Below are 15,846 nucleotides of genomic sequence, written 5' to 3'. Positions count from 1 at the left end.
CCGATCACCCTCTCCGCTTGGTGACCCGCACGACCACGCTGGTCTGCGAGGGGCTGTGCCCGCCGTCGCCGAGGTAGCGCACGACGAGGGTGTGGTCACCGATGCTCAGGCCGCTGGTGTCGAGCGACACCGTCGCGGTTCCGTTGGTCAAGGTCGCTGATGCCAGTGGCACGGACGACTCCAGGATTCGGATCTCGCCGGTCGGCGTCGTGCCGCCGGAGGTGCTGCCGACCTTCACGGTCAGCGGGAGGGCGGTGCCCTGCTCGACCCGCGGCTTCGACGGCGTCACCGTCGTCGTGGTCGACTTCAGCTGCGCCTGCTTCGCGGGCACCACAACGGTTCCGGGCTGCTCGACGTTGCCCAGCCGGTCGACCGCGCGGAACTGCACCGCGGTCTCGGCGTCGCCGACCACGACCGGGGCCGTGTACGGCTGCCAGTCGGCCGTGCCGATCCGGGTCTCGATCCGGTCGACCCCGACTCCGGAGTCCGCGGCACGGACCGCGACGGTGCGCGCGGCACCGTCCACGGTGGCGTTGGAGACCGGAGCGGCGCTGTCGATGCCGAACGTGACGGGACGTACCACGCCGACGTTGCCCGCCGCGTCCACGGCGCGCACCTCCACGGTGTGCTGACCGTCGCCGCTGACCTGGACCTCCGTGCCGGGCAGCCACGCGCCGCCGTCGACCCGGAACTCGATCCGGTCGAGCCGCCGGTCGTCGGTGGCGGTCGCCGACACGGTGACCGGGTCGCCGTACCAGCCGTTGACGGTCGTGCCCCGCAACGTCACGTCATCGACGACCGGAGCGACGCCGTCGGTGGTGTGCATCCGCAGGAACGAGATCGAGTGCGCGGGGAAGTCGTAGCTGAAGTCGTTCGACAGCCCGCCGATCTGCCGGGTCGCGGGCACCACCTTGGTCGGATCACCCTTGGTGTTGGTGTCGCCGGGCGCGCCGGTCATCTGGGTGATCTCGCCGTCGGGCAGCACTCCCGCGTCCGAGACGGTGACCCGCGTGCGGACGGTCTCGGTGGAGGTGTTGACCACCTTGGCCACGATGTCGCCGCTGGCCTTGTCCCGCGTGACGACCTGGAACAGCTTCTCGTCCGCGCCGGACTCGTAGGTCATCTGCAACTCGCCGTTGAGGTACAGCGAGATGGTGTTGCCCGCGACGACGATCTTCACGCGGTAGGTCGCGCCGGTGTCCACGCTGTGGCCCTCGACGGACTTGACCTCGACCGCGCTGCCGCCGGAGGCCTTCTGGAGCACCGACCGGGTGTTGTTCCAGCCGCCGAGGTTCCACCAGTAGAAGTCGTTGGTGGCCTTGGCGCCGAACCCGATCAGGAAGCCCTCGGCGCCGGAGATCTTCTTGGCGTCGAGTTCCAGCGTGTAGTTCGTCCAGTCCTTCGCGTACGCGTCGTCGATGATGCTGCGGGCGTCCGTGGTCGTCGCGGACGACTGCACGTACTCGCCGTTGGAGACGCCCCAGCTGCCGGCGACCTGGTTCCACTGGTCGCCGTTGGCGAAGTCGTCGGAGAACAGCGTCTCACCGCCGGCGTTGGAGGTCACCCGGACGTTGTCGTAGGCGGCGGCGGTGTTCCAGGTGGACAAGAAGATGCCGCCGTCGATGACCGACTTGTTGACGGAGCCGTTGAAGGTGCTCGGCACGACCTCGTCACCGACGTTGTTGCCGAACATCTTCTGCACCTCCCAGTTGGGGGTGTTCCAGGACTCGTCGTTGTCGAACCAGATCGCGTCCGGGTTCCACTGCACGTACGACTCGTTGGACAGCAGCGGCGCGTAGGACGCCAACTGGACCACGTCGGCGTTCCGCTGCAAACCAGTCATGTACGAGGCTTCGACCAAGGCGTTGTAGAACGTGTTGCCGCGCGAGGCGTACTCGCCCAGGAACACCTTGGGGCCGTTGCGGTCGTAGCTGTCGTAGCGGTGGTTGTTCAGCAGGAACCAGTCGGGGTCGTTGTAGTAGTGCTCATCGACCATGTCGACGTTCTGGCGGCGGTTGTAGTCCCACAAGGTCTCGAACCGCGCGCCCGCGTCGTCCGGGCCGGAGTTGGAGATGATGGTGATCTCCGGGAACCGGGACTCGATGGCGTCCCGGAAGGCCGGGAAGTTCGCCTCGAAGGTCGTGGTGTTCTCCTCGTTGCCGAGGCCGATCTTCTTCAGCCCGAACGGCTCCGGGTGGCCGAGAGCGGCCCGCTTGGCGCCCCACTCGGTGGTGACGTCACCGTTGGCGAACTCGATGAGGTCGACGGTGTCGTCGACCCAGCGGGCGATCATCGCCGGGTCCTTCATCTCGGGGATGTTGCTGCCGCAGCCGTTCGCGCCCACCGACACCACCGGCAGCGGCTCGGCGCCGAGGTCCTCCGCGAACTTGAAGTACTCGAGGTAGCCGATGCCGTAGGTCTGGTTGTAGCCCCAGAAGTTCCAGTTGGTCGGCCGCTCCTCGACCGCGCCGATGGTTTCCTTCCACTGGTAGGTGCGGCGCCGGTCGGTGTAGCCGCTCTCCTCGTAGGTGCGGAACGTGCCGACGTTGGTGACGCAGCCGCCGGGGAAGCGCAGGAAGGTCGGCTTCATCGCGGCGATCTTCTCGGCCAGGTCCTTGCGCAGCACGGACTTGCCGTTCACCGCGCCGACCCAGCGGTCCTGCGGCATGAGCGAGATCATGTCGAGGCCGACGGTCGAGGCCACGCCGGCGGTGACGACGAGGCGTGCGGCGTCGGTCGTGGCGGTGGCGGTGAGCGTCAGCGGGTACTGCTTCCAGGCGTCCGAGCCGTCAACGGCCACGGCGCCTTCGGCGTAGGTGACGGCGCCGTCCGCGCTGACCAGGCGGATGGCCAGGTTCTGTGCGGTCGTGGTGCGCGCCCACACCGAGGCGTCGTACGTCGCGCCCGCCTTGACCGCGAAGCCGCGGTTGTAGCTGAGGTTGCGCACACCGTCGCCGGGACCGTCGGCGATCAGCCGGAAGTGGTTGCGGTTCATGGCGTTGAGCCGGGTGTCGTCGTTGACGACCAGCGCTTCCGGAGCCGTGCCGCCGCCGTTGACGACCTCCCAGCCGGTCATGCCGGTGAAGCTCGCGTTGTCCGAGGAGTTGAACTCGAACGACCGGTTGCGCACCAGCTCGGCGTAGAGGCCGCCGTCGGCCGCGTAGTTGATGTCCTCGTAGAAGATGCCGAACATCGTGTCGCTGATCTGCGCGGCGGACGCGTCACCGTCGATGGCCAGCTCGGCGTTGGACGTGTTGACCTGGGCGAGCTTGAGGCGGACCGCGGCGGCCTTGTCGCCGAACACCAGCGGACCCGTGCCGCCCGCGTAGCCGGCGCCCTCGGCGTCACGCAGGAAGAGCTCGCCGCCCGCGGCGTCGGTCAGCCGCACGGGCGAGGCCGCGCCGCCGGTCTGGCCGAGCGCGAGGCGGCCGTCCGTGACGACGACCGGGCGGTCGCCCTCGGCGGTGCGCAGGTGGACCGCGCCGTCGGCCTGGGCCGCGGCGGTGAAGACCAGGGTCGACAGCGGCGGCTCGGGCGAGAGCGCCAGCCCGGCCTCGGTCTCGACCAGGTGTGCGCCCGCGGCGCTCTTGATGGAGAACGTGCCGCCGGGCTGGATGTCCCGGCCCGCGGCGGCGGTGACCCGGAAGTCGTCGAACGCGGCGTCGAGCGTCGTGCCGTCCTGCGCGCCAAGGGCGTAGACGCCGACCTGGGTCGTCTGGAACCCGGCGTTCACCGCCGAGGCGTCCACCCACGCTCCGGAGGCGTCCTTGTACCGGGTGGTGATGGTGTCGCCGACCCGCTGGAGCTGCAACGTCTCGCCGGTCGAGCCCGGCCGGTCGACGAACCGCTCGGCGCGGAACGCCGCGGCGGTCTCGATGTCGTTCTCGATCGCGATCCCGGACGCGGCCAGGGTGCCCACGAACGTCAGGCCCGAGCGGACGTAGTTGTCCATGTCCTGCCAGGCGATGAGCCCGGCGCCCTGGTAGACCTTGGCGACCTGGGCCCGCACGGTCACCTCGGCGGTGAAGTCGCCCGCCGGGATGTCGACCATGAACACGTTCCGCGCCGTGTTGACCGCCTGGTAGGTGTCACCGGTCTGGCCGGTGACCCGCAGCGAGCCGTCGAGGAGGGTCCACCCGCCCGGATCCTCGTTGACGATCTCCCACTCCGACCGGAGTGCCGTCGAGGCGAAGTCGTCCGTCCACGTCTCTCCTTCGACGGCCCCCGCGCTGGGGGCGGCCACCGTGGAGAGCGTGACCCCGAGAGTGACCGGCAGAGCCGCGGCCACCAGGGCACTGAGCCACCGTCGGCCCGGTCTGCCGACCGTCCGCTGCGCTGTCGTCATGAGGCGTGCTCCACTCTGAGTTCCACCGCCGTGGGAAATGCCAGCGTTTACCACCGGCGAGTGTGAGCGCTAACAGAGGTGACCGTCAAGGGATAGTTAAAACCGGGTGCACGGGCGCTGGACTGCGTGGCAGGCTCGCAGTGAGCGCTCACAACGCCGGGCGGCGGCCTGAAGCGGCCACCGACGGAGGAAAGTGCGCCGACACGACAGCGCTGGTCCCCGAGGTGCGGTGGGAACCAGCGCTGCGTGGTGGATTCGTACTACGGAAGTGCGACGAACGGGGTCAGGAACGAGCGGGCCGACGGGGCGTCCAGGCGGTACACGACGTTCGTCGCGTAGCACGGGGCATCGCCGGTGATCGTGGTCGCGACCAGGACGCGCTTGCCGTCGATCGTCGCGAAGTTCGGACCGCCCGAGTCGCCGTAGCAGGCTCCGCCGTTGCCCTGCGACTCGTTCATCGACAGTCGCAGCCAGGTGTTGTTGAGCGCGTTGAAGCCCAGCGGAGCCTTCATCCGCACGCCGCCGCCAGGATGGGTGTGGCCGCCGGGGCCCCTCTTGGCTTCCTCCGTGCCGTAGCCCACGACGGTGTACTCCGTGGCGTCCAGCGCCTTCGGGCTCATCGTGTCGAGCTTGCCCGCCGTCGGCAGGGTGGCCGGCGTGAAACTCCAGCGCGACGCCATCTGCTTGGCGGGCAGCTCCACCACCGCGATGTCGTGCGAATCGGCGGAGTTGCCGGGATAGGCCGGGTCGCCGTGGGCCGTGCCCGGCACGCCGACCGCCGCCGCCTTCTGCGCCGGAGTCCCGGTCGCTGCGTCGAGCGCGCCCTGCACGTCCTGGAGCAGCGAGACGTAGAACTTGACGTTCGAGGCAAATCCGTCGACGCAGTGGGCCGCGGTGAGGAACGTGTCGGCGTCGACCATCGTGCCGCTGCACACCCAGTCGACGCGGTCCGGCGTGGCGGGGTTGTCGTCGTTGTCCCAGGTCGCGACCAGGGCGCCGACCTCGGTGCGCTCCGGGGCGGGTACGGCGTTGTAGGTGTTGATCGCGAACGCGGGCGACGCGGTCACAGCGGCCAAGGCGACAACTGCCGCGGCCACGGTTGCTGTGCGCATGTGCACTCCTTGCTCCAAGCAGCGTAGTCCCGGAAGTCAACCCCTTCCGACGCCCGGATGACACCGACTAGAGGTGGTTGACAGATGCCAGGAGCGCGTTGCCGATGTTCCCGGCTGTCCCGACGGTCAGCTGACGAGACTGTCAGCTGACAAGGAAGCCGCCGGCGTCGCGGCCGAGCACACCGGTGATCGGGAAGCGGCTGCTGCCGTTCCACCAGTGGTAGACGACGCGGTGGCTGCCGTCGGCCGCGGTGAAGACGTCCATGCCGCCGGGGCCGCGGTGGTTGCCGGGCAGGCCTCGGTACGGGTTGAGGCCGCCGGTTCCGGTGAACCCGAAGTACGGCCGTTCGACGCCGTTCTGGAGCGGTGTGCAACGCGATCCGGGGAGCGGGCCGCCGCACCTGGCGATGCCGGTCGAGTAGCGGGCGCTGTCCCAGTTGTTGCCCGAGTACGCCAGGTACCAGAGGCCGTCGGCGGCCCGGAACATCGACGGGTTCTCCACGACGTGCGTGCCGCCGCTGGTCCCCGCGGTGTCCCAGGTGATGTCGGTGCTCTTCAACGCGTCCCGGCGGGTCGACCAGACCGCCCACCCGTTCGCGTCGGTCGCCACCACGGAGATGCCGGTCTCCGCGCCCGCGGCGATCGCGTCGTCCCGGTAGGCGACGTGCAGCCGCCCGTCCGCGACGAACGGGTTGGCGTCGAGAGCCCACCGGCCGTCCGGCGGGCAGGCCCAGCCACCCGCGTTCGTGAACGGGCCGCGCGCGCCGTCGGACACCGCCCGGCCGATGCACTTCTGCCCCGTGCCGCGCTTGGACGCCGTGTAGTACATGAAGTAGCGGGTGCCGAAGCGCACCACGCCCGGCGCCCAGATGTTGCCCTCGGCCCACGTGCCCGGACCACCCGGCATCGCGTCGGCGGCGGCGCAGTCGGACATGCCGACCGTGTTCGCCGAACCGTGCACGAGCACCGGCACGAACAGCTTTCCGGTGGCGCCGCACCGGTTGCCGACACCGGCGCCGACGGTCGTGCCGTACGTGACGTAACGACCGTCCTCCGCGCGCACCGTGTCCGGGTCCGCCAGCGGGAAGGTCGACTCGGTTGCGGCGACCGAGACGTCGGCCGTCGCGGTCGCGCCCTGCACCGTCACGGCGACCACGCACGCGGCGAGGACGGCAGAGATGAGCTTGAGCATGCGAAACCCCTTGCCGGGCGGTGGAACGCGATCAGGTCAGGCTCAGCTTCGCCTGGTAGGCAGTTAGAAAATAACCGCCCACAATCGCCCCGGCGACGGAACCGGGGCGATTGGACCCGTACGGACCAGTCAGGCCGGCATGCTCCAGCTCTGGTTCGGACCCCCGACGCAGTCCCACACCTGCAACTGGCGGCCGTTGGTCGCGTTCCCGGCTTCGAGGTCCAGGCAGCGCTTCGACCACGAGTTCTGGTACTGGTTCGCGCCGATGCGGATCCACCGCTGGTTGTCGCCGCCCCAGCACGGGTGCGTCTTGAGCTTCGCCCCGTTGCCGATGGTCTCCCCGGGCTGGTCGAGGCACTCGTCGCCGATTTTGATCTTCCCGGCGGCGGTGAACGTCCAGCGCTGGTTGGCGCTGTTCCAGCAATCCCAGACCTGCACGACGGCGGTGGCGTTGTCGCGGTCGACGCACTTGTCGGCGCCGTTGTGCTTGATCATGCCGACGCCCTGGTCCGGTCCGCTGGGCGCGTTCGTCCACGCCTTGCCCAGTCGCCGGAACGTCAGCGATTCGATGCGCACCGTGCCGTTGTTGGCGTACGTGCGGATGCCGAGGCTGTGGCTGGAGGAGTCGAAGTCCACGTTGTCGGTGACGGAGACCTTGCCGTCGTTGCCGAAGGTCTCCAACTGCCCGCGGTCGACGAGGACCCGCAGCTTCACCCGGTTGTCGACGGGTGGCATGGGTGCGTCGGCGAGGGTCTGCCGGACGCGGTCGTAGCCGATCGCCGCGTCACGTGTGCCGTCGGCACGTCGGTGCAGCTCGAAGCCGAAGTCCGTCGCTGTCGCTCCGGTCAGGTTGTACGTCGCCTCGATCTCGTAGGTGTCGGCGGCGATGCCGTTGAACGGGTTGGTCGCGAGGTCGTTGGAGATGGTCAGGTTGCTCCAGGTCTGCGACGGCTGGCGGATGGTGGAGATCTCGCTGACGGGGTTGCGGGTCACCCGGATGCCCTCGCCCGGGAACGTCCTGAGCCCGAGCCGCGCGGGGAACGACGCGTTGCCGGTCCAGGTAGCGCCCTTGTTGCCGGGCTGCCAGAACATCTGGACCACCCGGTTGTCGGGCATGTTGGTGAACGTGAGGCCGGCGTAGGCGGTCCCGTCGAAGGCCGTGCGGCCCATGTCCATCCGTTGCGGCCGCGACCAGCCGGGGTCGGCCACGAAGACGCCGGCGCTGTTCAGCGTGCCGATGACGTATTCACCGCTCGCGTCCTGGAGCACCCACTTGGGGTTCGAGGTGTTGCCGTCGACCGGCAGTTGGTAGAGGTCGGGGCACTCGAACAGCCAGTCGGCGCGGAACTCGCCGCGGTAGGTCCAGTCGAGCAGGTTCGTCGAGCTGTAGAACTTGGCGACGTTGCCGCCTTCGTTGCCCCAGAAGACCATGCTCCACCGGTTGCGGGCGGCGTCCCAGATGACTTTGGGGTCGCGGGACTCGTACGGGGTGGAGATCACCTTGGCGCCGCCGTTGTGCATGCGGAACGTCCGGGCGCCGTCGGTGCTGTAGGCGATGGACACGCCGTCGGTGTTGGTGAACAGCAGGATCGGGGCGTCGGTGCCGGTCTTGAGACCAGTGACGTTGTTGTGGTCGACCCAGCCGCCGCCGGAGAACAGCGTGGCGTTGTGCAAGCTCGGCTCAAGGGCGATCGGCTGCTGGGTCCAGTGCACAAGGTCCCTGCTTGTCGCGTGGCCCCAGTGCATCGTGTCCCAGTACACGCCGTGCGGGTTGTGCTGGTAGAAGAGGTGGTAGACGCCGTTGTAGTACAGCGGCGCGTTCACGTCGTTCATCCAGCCGCCCTGCGAGCTGAAGTGGAACTGGCCGCGGATCGGCTCGTTGTAGTCCGTCGCGTCGTACGGGTACTCCGGGTAGGGCGCCGCCTGCGCCGAGGGTGCGGCGACTGCCGCGATCGCGATCAGGATCGCCACTGCCGACAGGGCGGTGATGTGGCGCCGGAAGGTGGATCTGCGCATGCTGGCCTCACTTCACGTCAATGGGAAGGGAGCTTGGTCCGGCCGGCCGCGTGCGCTGGTCGACCGGACTTCAGGAGGTCGCGCAGCGGACTTCGGTGGGGAGCAGTTCGTCGAACCACGGTGAGTCGGCGCCGGTGCGGGTGCAGGTGATGGCCGCGACGCGTTGGGCGTAGGTGACGGTGTCGGTCAACTCGGCGCGGGTCACGGTGGTCAGGTTGGTCCGGGTGAGCAGGTCGTTGCGGTCGAAGGCGGCCAGGAGGCCGGCCATGAAGGCGTCTCCCGCGCCGACGGTGTCGACGACGTCGACGGGCAGGGCGGGGAGGTCGACGTGGCCGCTGGGTCCGGAGGCGTACACGCCCTCCGCTCCACGGGTGACGACGACGAGAACGGGCCCCTGGTCGTGCCACTCGGACACGACATCGGCGAGTGAACGGTCGGGGGCGATCCACCGCAGGTCGTCGGCACTGACCTTGACGACGTCCACCATCCCGAGCCAGCGCCGCAATCGGGCGCGCACGGCGGTGTCGTCGCCGATCAGGTTGGGTCGGATGTTGGGGTCGAGGGTGACGACGCGGTGCGGGTGTTCGCGCGACAGCAGGGTCTCGAACGCGGTGGCCATCGGCTCGACCGCGAGCGCGAACGACCCGCCCACGTGCAGTGCCGCGTCCGGTGGCAGGGCGTCCGGCAGGTCGGTCACCTGCCAGCCGCCGTCGGCGCAGCCGTCGATGTAGAACGAGTAGTCGGCCACGCCGTCCTGGTCGACGCCCACCACGGCGAGCGTGGTCGGCGCGGACGACGTGGCGATGTAGCGCAGGTCGACGTTGGAGGTTTCGAGGTGGGTGCGCAGCAGCGCCCCCAGGCGATCGTCGGCAAGCCGTGCCAGCAACGCGGTCGGCGTGCCGAGCCTGCCGAGGCCGACGGCGGTGTTGGCGGGGCTGCCACCCGGGATGGGGAGGTAGCCGCCGGCGCGGTCGGGCACGAGGTCCACGAGGGCCTCGCCACCAACGATGATCATGTGAGGTTTTCCTTGTCGAAGGGGTGGTGGAGCTGGAGCCGGGCTCCACCACCACGTAGGCAGGCCCGTGCGCCGCGGGGTCAGGCGGCTTGGTCGGGAGGCTCCATGGCGCCGGTCATGATCGCGACGGCGTCGGACATCGAGATGGTCTTCGGGTCCACGACGGCTTTGCGCCGGCCGAGGCGCTGGATGTGGATGCGGTCGGCGACCTCGAAGACGTGGGGCATGTTGTGGCTGATCAGGATGACCGGCAGGCCGCGGTCGCGGACCTGGAGCACGAGGTCGAGCACGGCGCGGGACTCGCGCACGCCCAGCGCTGCCGTGGGTTCGTCCATGATGACGACGCGGCTGCCGAACGCGGCGGCGCGGGCCACGGCGACGGCTTGGCGCTGGCCACCGGACAAGGTCTCCACGGCTTGGCTGGGGTTCTGGATCGTCATGATGCCCAGCGCGTCGAGCTGGCGTCGTGCCTCCTCACGCATGCCGTTGCGGTCGAGCATGCGGAACACCGAGCCGAGGACGCCCTTACGGCGGCGTTCGCGCCCCAGGAACAGGTTGGCCGCGATGTCCAGCGACGGCGCGACCGCCAGCGACTGGTGCACGGTCTCGATGCCGGCGTCGCGCGCGTCGATCGGCGAGGTGAACGACACCGGCTCTCCGTCGAGCAGGATCTCGCCCTCGTCCGGCACGACCGCCCCGGACAGCGCCTTGATGAGGCTGGACTTGCCCGCGCCGTTGTCGCCGATGACGGCCAGGATCTCGCCGGGCAGCAGCTCCAGGTCGGAGCCGGCCAGCGCGGTGACCCGGCCGTAGCGCTTGACCAGGCCTCGGGCCTGCAACACCGGTGTCGTCATGGCTTCACCTTCCGGATCCACTGGTCCAGCGAGACCGCGACGATGATGAGCACGCCGACGGCGAGGGTCTGCCACAGCACGTCCACCCCGGCCAGCGCGAGGCCGTTGCGGAACACGCCGACGATCAGCGCCCCGATCAGCGAGCCGACGATCGCGCCGCGTCCGCCGAACAGGCTGGTGCCGCCGATGACCACGGCGGTGATCGAGTCGAGGTTGTCCATCTGCCCGGCTTGCGGGCTTGCGGAGGCGATGCGGCCGATCAGAATCCAGGCGCTCAGCGCGTACACCGCCCCCGCCGCGGCGTACACGCTCAGCAGCACGCGGCCGGTGCGGATGCCGGACAGGCGTGAGGCTTCGAGGTCGTCGCCGGTGGCGTAGACGTGGCGGCCCCAGGCGGTGTTCTTCAGCGCGAACGCCATCGCGGCCACCAGCACCACCATCATGATCGAGCCGTAGGTGATGCGGGTGCCGCCGATGTTGATCGTCTGGCCGGTCCACAGCAGCAGCGACGGCATGTCGGTGCCGCGGATGGTGGCGCTCTCCGAGTACCAGAGGTTGAGTGCGAAGAACACGTTGAGCGTGCCGAGGGTGACGATGAACGGCGGCAGCTTCAGCCGCGTGACCAGCAGTCCGTTGAGCAGGCCGCACAGCGTGCCGACCAGGAAGCCGAGCAGCAGCGCGAACGGGCCGGGCAGTCCGGTGTCGGCGGCGACCTTGGCCATCACGATCGAGGAGAGCACCATGATCGCGCCGCACGACAGGTCGATGCCGGCGGTGAGGATGACGATCGTCTGGCCGACCGCGAGCGTGCCGACGACCGCGACCTGCTGCACGATCAGGGAGATGTTGCCGGGCGTGAGGAAGCGCTCGGACAGCAGCGCGAACACGACGACCGAGGCCAGCAGCACCACTGCGGGACCGATGGTCGCCTGGGCGTGCAGCAGGTGCTGGAGCCGGGCGAGGGGCGAGCGCTTGGCGTCGTCACCGCCGAGGGGGTTCCCGCCCGGCGAGTGGCTCGTGGACAGCGTCGTCGACATGACTCAGCCCCAGCAGTTCTGCAGGCCCCAGGCGGAGTCCTTCGACTCCACCCCGGACGCGGGCTGGTCGCTGATCAGCGTGACGCCGGTGTCCACGAAGTCCTTGCCCGCGGTGTTCTGCGGCTTGGTGCCGTCCTGGGCGAACTTCGCGATGGCCTCGACGCCGAGCTGCGCCATCTTCAGCGGGTACTGCTGCGAGGTCGCGCCGATGATGCCGGACTTGACGTTCTCCACGCCGGGGCAGCCGCCGTCGACCGAGACGATCACGACGTCCTTCTCCTTGCCCGCGGCCTTCAACGCCTCGTACGCGCCCGCCGCGGCCGGCTCGTTGATCGTGTAGACGAGGTTGATGCCGGGGTCCTTCTGGAGCAGGTTCTCCATCGCCGTCCGGCCGCCCTCGGGCGCGCCGTCGGTCACGTCGTGGCCCACGATCCGCGGGTCGCTCTCGTCACCGATCCGGTTCTTGTCCTTCACGTCGACGCCGAAGCCCTCCAGGAAGCCCTGGTCACGCTGCACGTCGACGGACACCTGGTTCGGGTTGAGGTCCAGCAGCGCGATCTTCGCCTGCTTGCCCTCGGCCTCGAACTTCGCCTTGGCCCACTGCCCGATCAGCAGCCCGGCCTGGTAGTTGTCGGTGGCGAAGGTCGCGTCGGCGGCGTCGGCCGGTTCCAGCTGGGTGTCGAGGGCGATGACCAGCAGACCGGCCTGGCGGGCCTTGTCCACCGACGGCACGATCGCCTTGGAGTCGTTCGGCGTGATCAGGATGCCCTTCGCGCCCGCGCCGATCAGGTTCTCGATCGCGTCGACCTGGGACTGGTTGTCACCGTCCTGCTTGCCCGCGAACGACTGCACCGTCGCGCCGGAGTTGCCCGCGGCCTGCTGCGCGCCCTCCTTCATCTTCACGAAGAACGGGTTCGTGTCGGTCTTGGTGACCAACCCGACCAGCGTGCCGCCGCCGGCCGTGTCGCCGCCGTCCCCGCACCCGGTGACCAGCGCCAGCAACGACGCCGACACCAGCGCCGTGAGCCTGACGCCCGTACGCGACCGTCCGGTCATGTCTCCTCCTACGTCAACGTTGACGTAATGGGCCTGCGGGCACGATGCGATTACCACCCGGGTTGCCCATCACGCGAATAACAGCAGCGAATGCCGTACTTCCGGACCTGTGCGGACCGTTCGAGGAAGTGGGGCTTTCGTTAAGTCATCGTTGACGCTAGCTTCGTGGTGCAGGTCACGACAAGTCGCCGTTACGCAAGCGTTACGCAGGATGGAGCAGGGGATCATGGATCCACGGGGTGCACGGCGCGAGCCGACCATGAGGGACGTCGCCGCACTCGCCAAGGTCAGCACGAAGACGGTGTCGCGGGTGATCAACGACCTGCCCGGCGCCGGTCCCGAGGTGGTCGAGCGCGTCCGCGCCGCCGCGCGCAGCCTCGGCTACCGGCCCAACCTGACCGCCAGCAGCCTGCGCCGCTCCGACCGGCGCAGCGCCACCATCGGCGTGCTCTTCGAGGACCTGTCCAACCCGTTCGACGCCGCCCTCCTGCGCGCGGTCGAGGACCGGGCGCGGCAGGACGACGTGCTGGTGCTGGCCGGCAGCAACGAGGACGACCCGGACCTGCAACGCGAACTGCTCACGTCCCTGGCCACCCGCCGGGTCGACGGCATCGTCGTCATGGCCGTCGGCGGCCACCAGGACGCCCTCCAGCAGGAACGCGAACGCGGCACCCCGATGGTGCTGGTCGACCGACCACCGACCTTCGGCGGCACCGACAGCGTCACGACCACCAACCGTGACGGCTCACGGGAAGCCGTGGTCCAACTCGCGGGCCTGGGTCACCGGCGCATCGCCTTCCTCGGCGACCGGCAGACCCTGTGGACCAGCCAGGAGCGCTACACCGGCTACCTCGAAGGGCTCGCCCACACCGGCCTGACGCTGCACGAAGAACTCGTCCGCACCGACCTGCACGGCCCCGACGCCGCCCAGACCGCCACCGCCGCGCTGTTCGACCTGGACGAACCGCCGACCGCGCTGTTCACCGCCCAGAACCTCGTCACCGTCGGCGCGATGCGGGCCCTGCGCGAACGCGACCTGCACCACCGGGTCGCCTTGATCGGCTTCGACGATTTCCCCTTGGCCGACATGCTCGAACCCGCTGTCACCGTGCTGCGCCAGGACGTCCCCGCACTCGGCCGCATGGCCGCGGAACTCATCTTCGCCCGCATCCGGGGCGACCAGTCCCCACCGACGCACGCCGTCGTCCCGGCCACCCTCGTGCGCCGCGGTTCGGGAGAGATCCCGCCGTCTTCCGCCCGGTCGGGTGCCCGGCCGAGCGCTCTCGCGCACCAACCGCGATAACGCCGGAGCATGAGCTGTGAGCGCTAACAGGTCGTAGCGTCCAACCTGCACGACCTTGCCGATCTCCGGGCGGCTACCAGGCCAGATGTGGTCGGGTAGCCGCCCGTCGCAGTACCGGCCGCAGCACTCACCGACCGCTCCCGCAGGTCACTACTCCCTGTTATCGCTAACATTTCCTACCGCCGGAGTATTGCCCGCTACGAGGGCCACGGTTACGGTCGGGGCGCCGCTCCACCGCACCCGGAACCCGGCCGGGCCTTGGAGCACGCTTGGACCAGCTCGCAAGGAGGCGAGGCATGGCAGTGCGCGCATCTCATGGCCGGGTGGAAGCCGTCAGGCGACAGAACCCGACGCGCCGCATCGGCGCGAGCAGACCATCAGGTGTTGATTAGCCTTTTCCACCCGGTCGCCCCCACACGGCAACAGCGCCGGTCTTCGCGGGCGCGACGTTCTCGTGCGCGAACGCCACTTCCCACTTCACGTACCGACGTTTCCTGGAGCTGACCATGCGCCATCGAACACGCACGTGCGCGGTGCTGTTCTCCCTGATCGCCGCGACGATCGCCTTACCTCCCACGGCATCCGCCGACGTGCTGCCGACCGGCGCGCGGTCGTTGGAGTCGGTCAACTTCCCCGGCCGGTTCGTCCGGCACGCCGACTACCTCGGCCGGCTCGACCCGGTGACGTCCGGCAGCACCGACCAGGTGAAGTCCGACGCCACGTTCACCGTCGTCAACGGGCTGGCCTCGCCGTCGTGCTACTCGTTCCAGGCCCGCAACGGCCACTTCCTTCGGCACCGCGACTACCGGGTGCACCTGGAAGCGAACACGGGCACGGCGCAGTTCCGCGCGGATGCCACGTTCTGCGCCGTCCCGGGGTCGGTGTCCGGTTCGATGTCGTTGGCCTCGTTCAACTTCCCGGACCGGCGGTTGAGGCACCGCAACAACGAGCTGTGGATCGACGTCCGGCAGGACACCGCCCTGTTCCGCGCCGACAGCTCGTTCCGCCTCACCGCGCCGTGGACGCCGAAGACCACCAAGGGGCCGGTGATCCCGGGCCTGTTCGCCGACCCGCACATCACGAACTTCAACGGCCGCTACTACCTCTACCCCACCACCGACGGCTACGCGAGCTGGGCGTCGCCGTACTACAAGGCGTTCTCCTCCACCGACCTGGTGAACTGGACCGACCACGGCGTGATCCTCGACCACGGACCGGACGTGTCCTGGGCCGACAACTCCGCCTGGGCGCCCGCCGTGATCGCCAAGAACGGCCGCTACTACCTGTACTTCAGCGGCGGCGCGGCCTCCGGCGACACGGCCAAGCACCTCGGTGTCGCCGTGTCCGACTCCCCCACCGGTCCGTTCCGCGACGCCCTCGGCAGGCCGTTGATCCGCGCGGGCGCCTACTCCGGACAGGCCATCGACCCGATGGTGTTCACCGACGACAACGGGCAGTCGTACCTGTACTGGGGCAACGGCACCGCGTACGTCGTCCCGCTCAACGCCGACATGGTCTCCTTCGACCCGGCCAAGGTCCGCAACATCACGCCCACCGGCTACCGCGAGGCGTCGTTCGTGTTCAAGCGCAACGGCACCTACTACTTCATGTGGTCGGAGAACGACACCCGCGACGAGGACTACCAGGTCGCCTACGCCACCGGCACCTCACCGCTCGGCCCGTGGACGAAGCGCGGTGTCGTGCTCCAGAAGCGGTTGGAGTCGGGCATCAAGGGCCCCGGCCACCACTCCGTGGTCAAGGCGCCGACCAGCGACACCTGGCACGTCGCCTACCACCGCTTCGCCGTGCCGGCCGGCAACGGCACCAACCGCGAGACCGCCGTCGACCGCATGACGTTCAACGCCGACGGCACGATCGCCCCGATCGTCCCCACCCTGTGATCAAGGGAGATCACC

General features: G+C 69.3%; 10 protein-coding genes. 2 read left to right on the top strand and 8 right to left on the bottom strand.

Features of this window, described 5'->3' with window-relative positions; translation table 11 throughout:
- Window positions 1–4: 4 nt before the first annotated feature.
- From F4560_RS00380 to F4560_RS00345, 8 genes are all read right to left on the bottom strand, one after another.
- A complete protein-coding gene (locus F4560_RS00380) occupies window positions 5–4,345 on the bottom strand; it encodes an alpha-L-arabinofuranosidase family protein (protein ID WP_184914597.1) in 4,341 nt (1,446 codons plus the stop codon).
- A 260-nt stretch (window positions 4,346–4,605) separates the two neighbouring features.
- Window positions 4,606–5,457 (bottom strand): trypsin-like serine protease, encoded by an 852-nt coding sequence (locus tag F4560_RS00375; protein ID WP_184914592.1) that lies wholly within the window; start codon window positions 5,455–5,457, stop codon window positions 4,606–4,608.
- Window positions 5,458–5,599: 142 nt separating this feature from the next.
- Complete coding sequence (locus F4560_RS00370; RefSeq protein ID WP_184914589.1) at window positions 5,600–6,649, bottom strand: family 43 glycosylhydrolase; 1,050 nt, start codon at window positions 6,647–6,649, stop codon at window positions 5,600–5,602.
- Between the two features lie 129 nt (window positions 6,650–6,778).
- Entirely contained in the window at window positions 6,779–8,665 is a 1,887-nt protein-coding gene (locus tag F4560_RS00365; RefSeq protein WP_184914586.1) for a ricin-type beta-trefoil lectin domain protein, read from the bottom strand.
- 70 nt (window positions 8,666–8,735) lie between these two features.
- Window positions 8,736–9,680, bottom strand: a complete 945-nt coding sequence (locus F4560_RS00360; protein ID WP_184914583.1) for a carbohydrate kinase family protein — start codon at window positions 9,678–9,680, stop codon at window positions 8,736–8,738.
- 80 nt (window positions 9,681–9,760) lie between these two features.
- A complete protein-coding gene (locus tag F4560_RS00355) occupies window positions 9,761–10,534 on the bottom strand; it encodes an ATP-binding cassette domain-containing protein (RefSeq protein ID WP_184914581.1) in 774 nt (257 codons plus the stop codon).
- A complete protein-coding gene (locus F4560_RS00350) occupies window positions 10,531–11,571 on the bottom strand; it encodes an ABC transporter permease (protein WP_184914578.1) in 1,041 nt (346 codons plus the stop codon). The genes F4560_RS00355 and F4560_RS00350 overlap by 4 nt, the downstream gene beginning before the upstream one ends.
- Window positions 11,572–11,574: 3 nt before the next feature.
- Window positions 11,575–12,627 (bottom strand): sugar ABC transporter substrate-binding protein, encoded by a 1,053-nt coding sequence (locus tag F4560_RS00345; protein WP_184914575.1) that lies wholly within the window; start codon window positions 12,625–12,627, stop codon window positions 11,575–11,577.
- A gap of 226 nt (window positions 12,628–12,853) precedes the next feature.
- Between F4560_RS00345 and F4560_RS00340 the strand changes: the two genes are divergently transcribed.
- Entirely contained in the window at window positions 12,854–13,930 is a 1,077-nt protein-coding gene (locus tag F4560_RS00340) for a LacI family DNA-binding transcriptional regulator (RefSeq protein WP_221483272.1), read from the top strand.
- Between the two features lie 506 nt (window positions 13,931–14,436).
- Window positions 14,437–15,831 (top strand): family 43 glycosylhydrolase, encoded by a 1,395-nt coding sequence (locus tag F4560_RS00335; RefSeq protein WP_184914569.1) that lies wholly within the window; start codon window positions 14,437–14,439, stop codon window positions 15,829–15,831.
- Window positions 15,832–15,846: the final 15 nt, after the last annotated feature.

Source organism: Saccharothrix ecbatanensis (genome assembly GCF_014205015.1).
Taxonomy (GTDB): Bacteria; Actinomycetota; Actinomycetes; order Mycobacteriales; family Pseudonocardiaceae; genus Actinosynnema; species Actinosynnema ecbatanense.
This window is presented reverse-complemented; position numbering and strand designations above follow the sequence as displayed.

What these genes read in the sequence shown, in the direction of transcription:
- F4560_RS00380 (WP_184914597.1), bottom strand. Translation starts at nt 4,345, where the DNA reads ATGACGACAGCGCAGCGGACGGTCGGCAGACCGGGCCGACGGTGGCTC.
- F4560_RS00375 (WP_184914592.1), bottom strand. Translation starts at nt 5,457, where the DNA reads ATGCGCACAGCAACCGTGGCCGCGGCAGTTGTCGCCTTGGCCGCTGTG.
- F4560_RS00370 (WP_184914589.1), bottom strand. Translation starts at nt 6,649, where the DNA reads ATGCTCAAGCTCATCTCTGCCGTCCTCGCCGCGTGCGTGGTCGCCGTG.
- F4560_RS00365 (WP_184914586.1), bottom strand. Translation starts at nt 8,665, where the DNA reads ATGCGCAGATCCACCTTCCGGCGCCACATCACCGCCCTGTCGGCAGTG.
- F4560_RS00360 (WP_184914583.1), bottom strand. Translation starts at nt 9,680, where the DNA reads ATGATCATCGTTGGTGGCGAGGCCCTCGTGGACCTCGTGCCCGACCGC.
- F4560_RS00355 (WP_184914581.1), bottom strand. Translation starts at nt 10,534, where the DNA reads ATGACGACACCGGTGTTGCAGGCCCGAGGCCTGGTCAAGCGCTACGGC.
- F4560_RS00350 (WP_184914578.1), bottom strand. Translation starts at nt 11,571, where the DNA reads ATGTCGACGACGCTGTCCACGAGCCACTCGCCGGGCGGGAACCCCCTC.
- F4560_RS00345 (WP_184914575.1), bottom strand. Translation starts at nt 12,627, where the DNA reads ATGACCGGACGGTCGCGTACGGGCGTCAGGCTCACGGCGCTGGTGTCG.
- F4560_RS00340 (WP_221483272.1), top strand. Translation starts at nt 12,854, where the DNA reads ATGGATCCACGGGGTGCACGGCGCGAGCCGACCATGAGGGACGTCGCC.
- F4560_RS00335 (WP_184914569.1), top strand. Translation starts at nt 14,437, where the DNA reads ATGCGCCATCGAACACGCACGTGCGCGGTGCTGTTCTCCCTGATCGCC.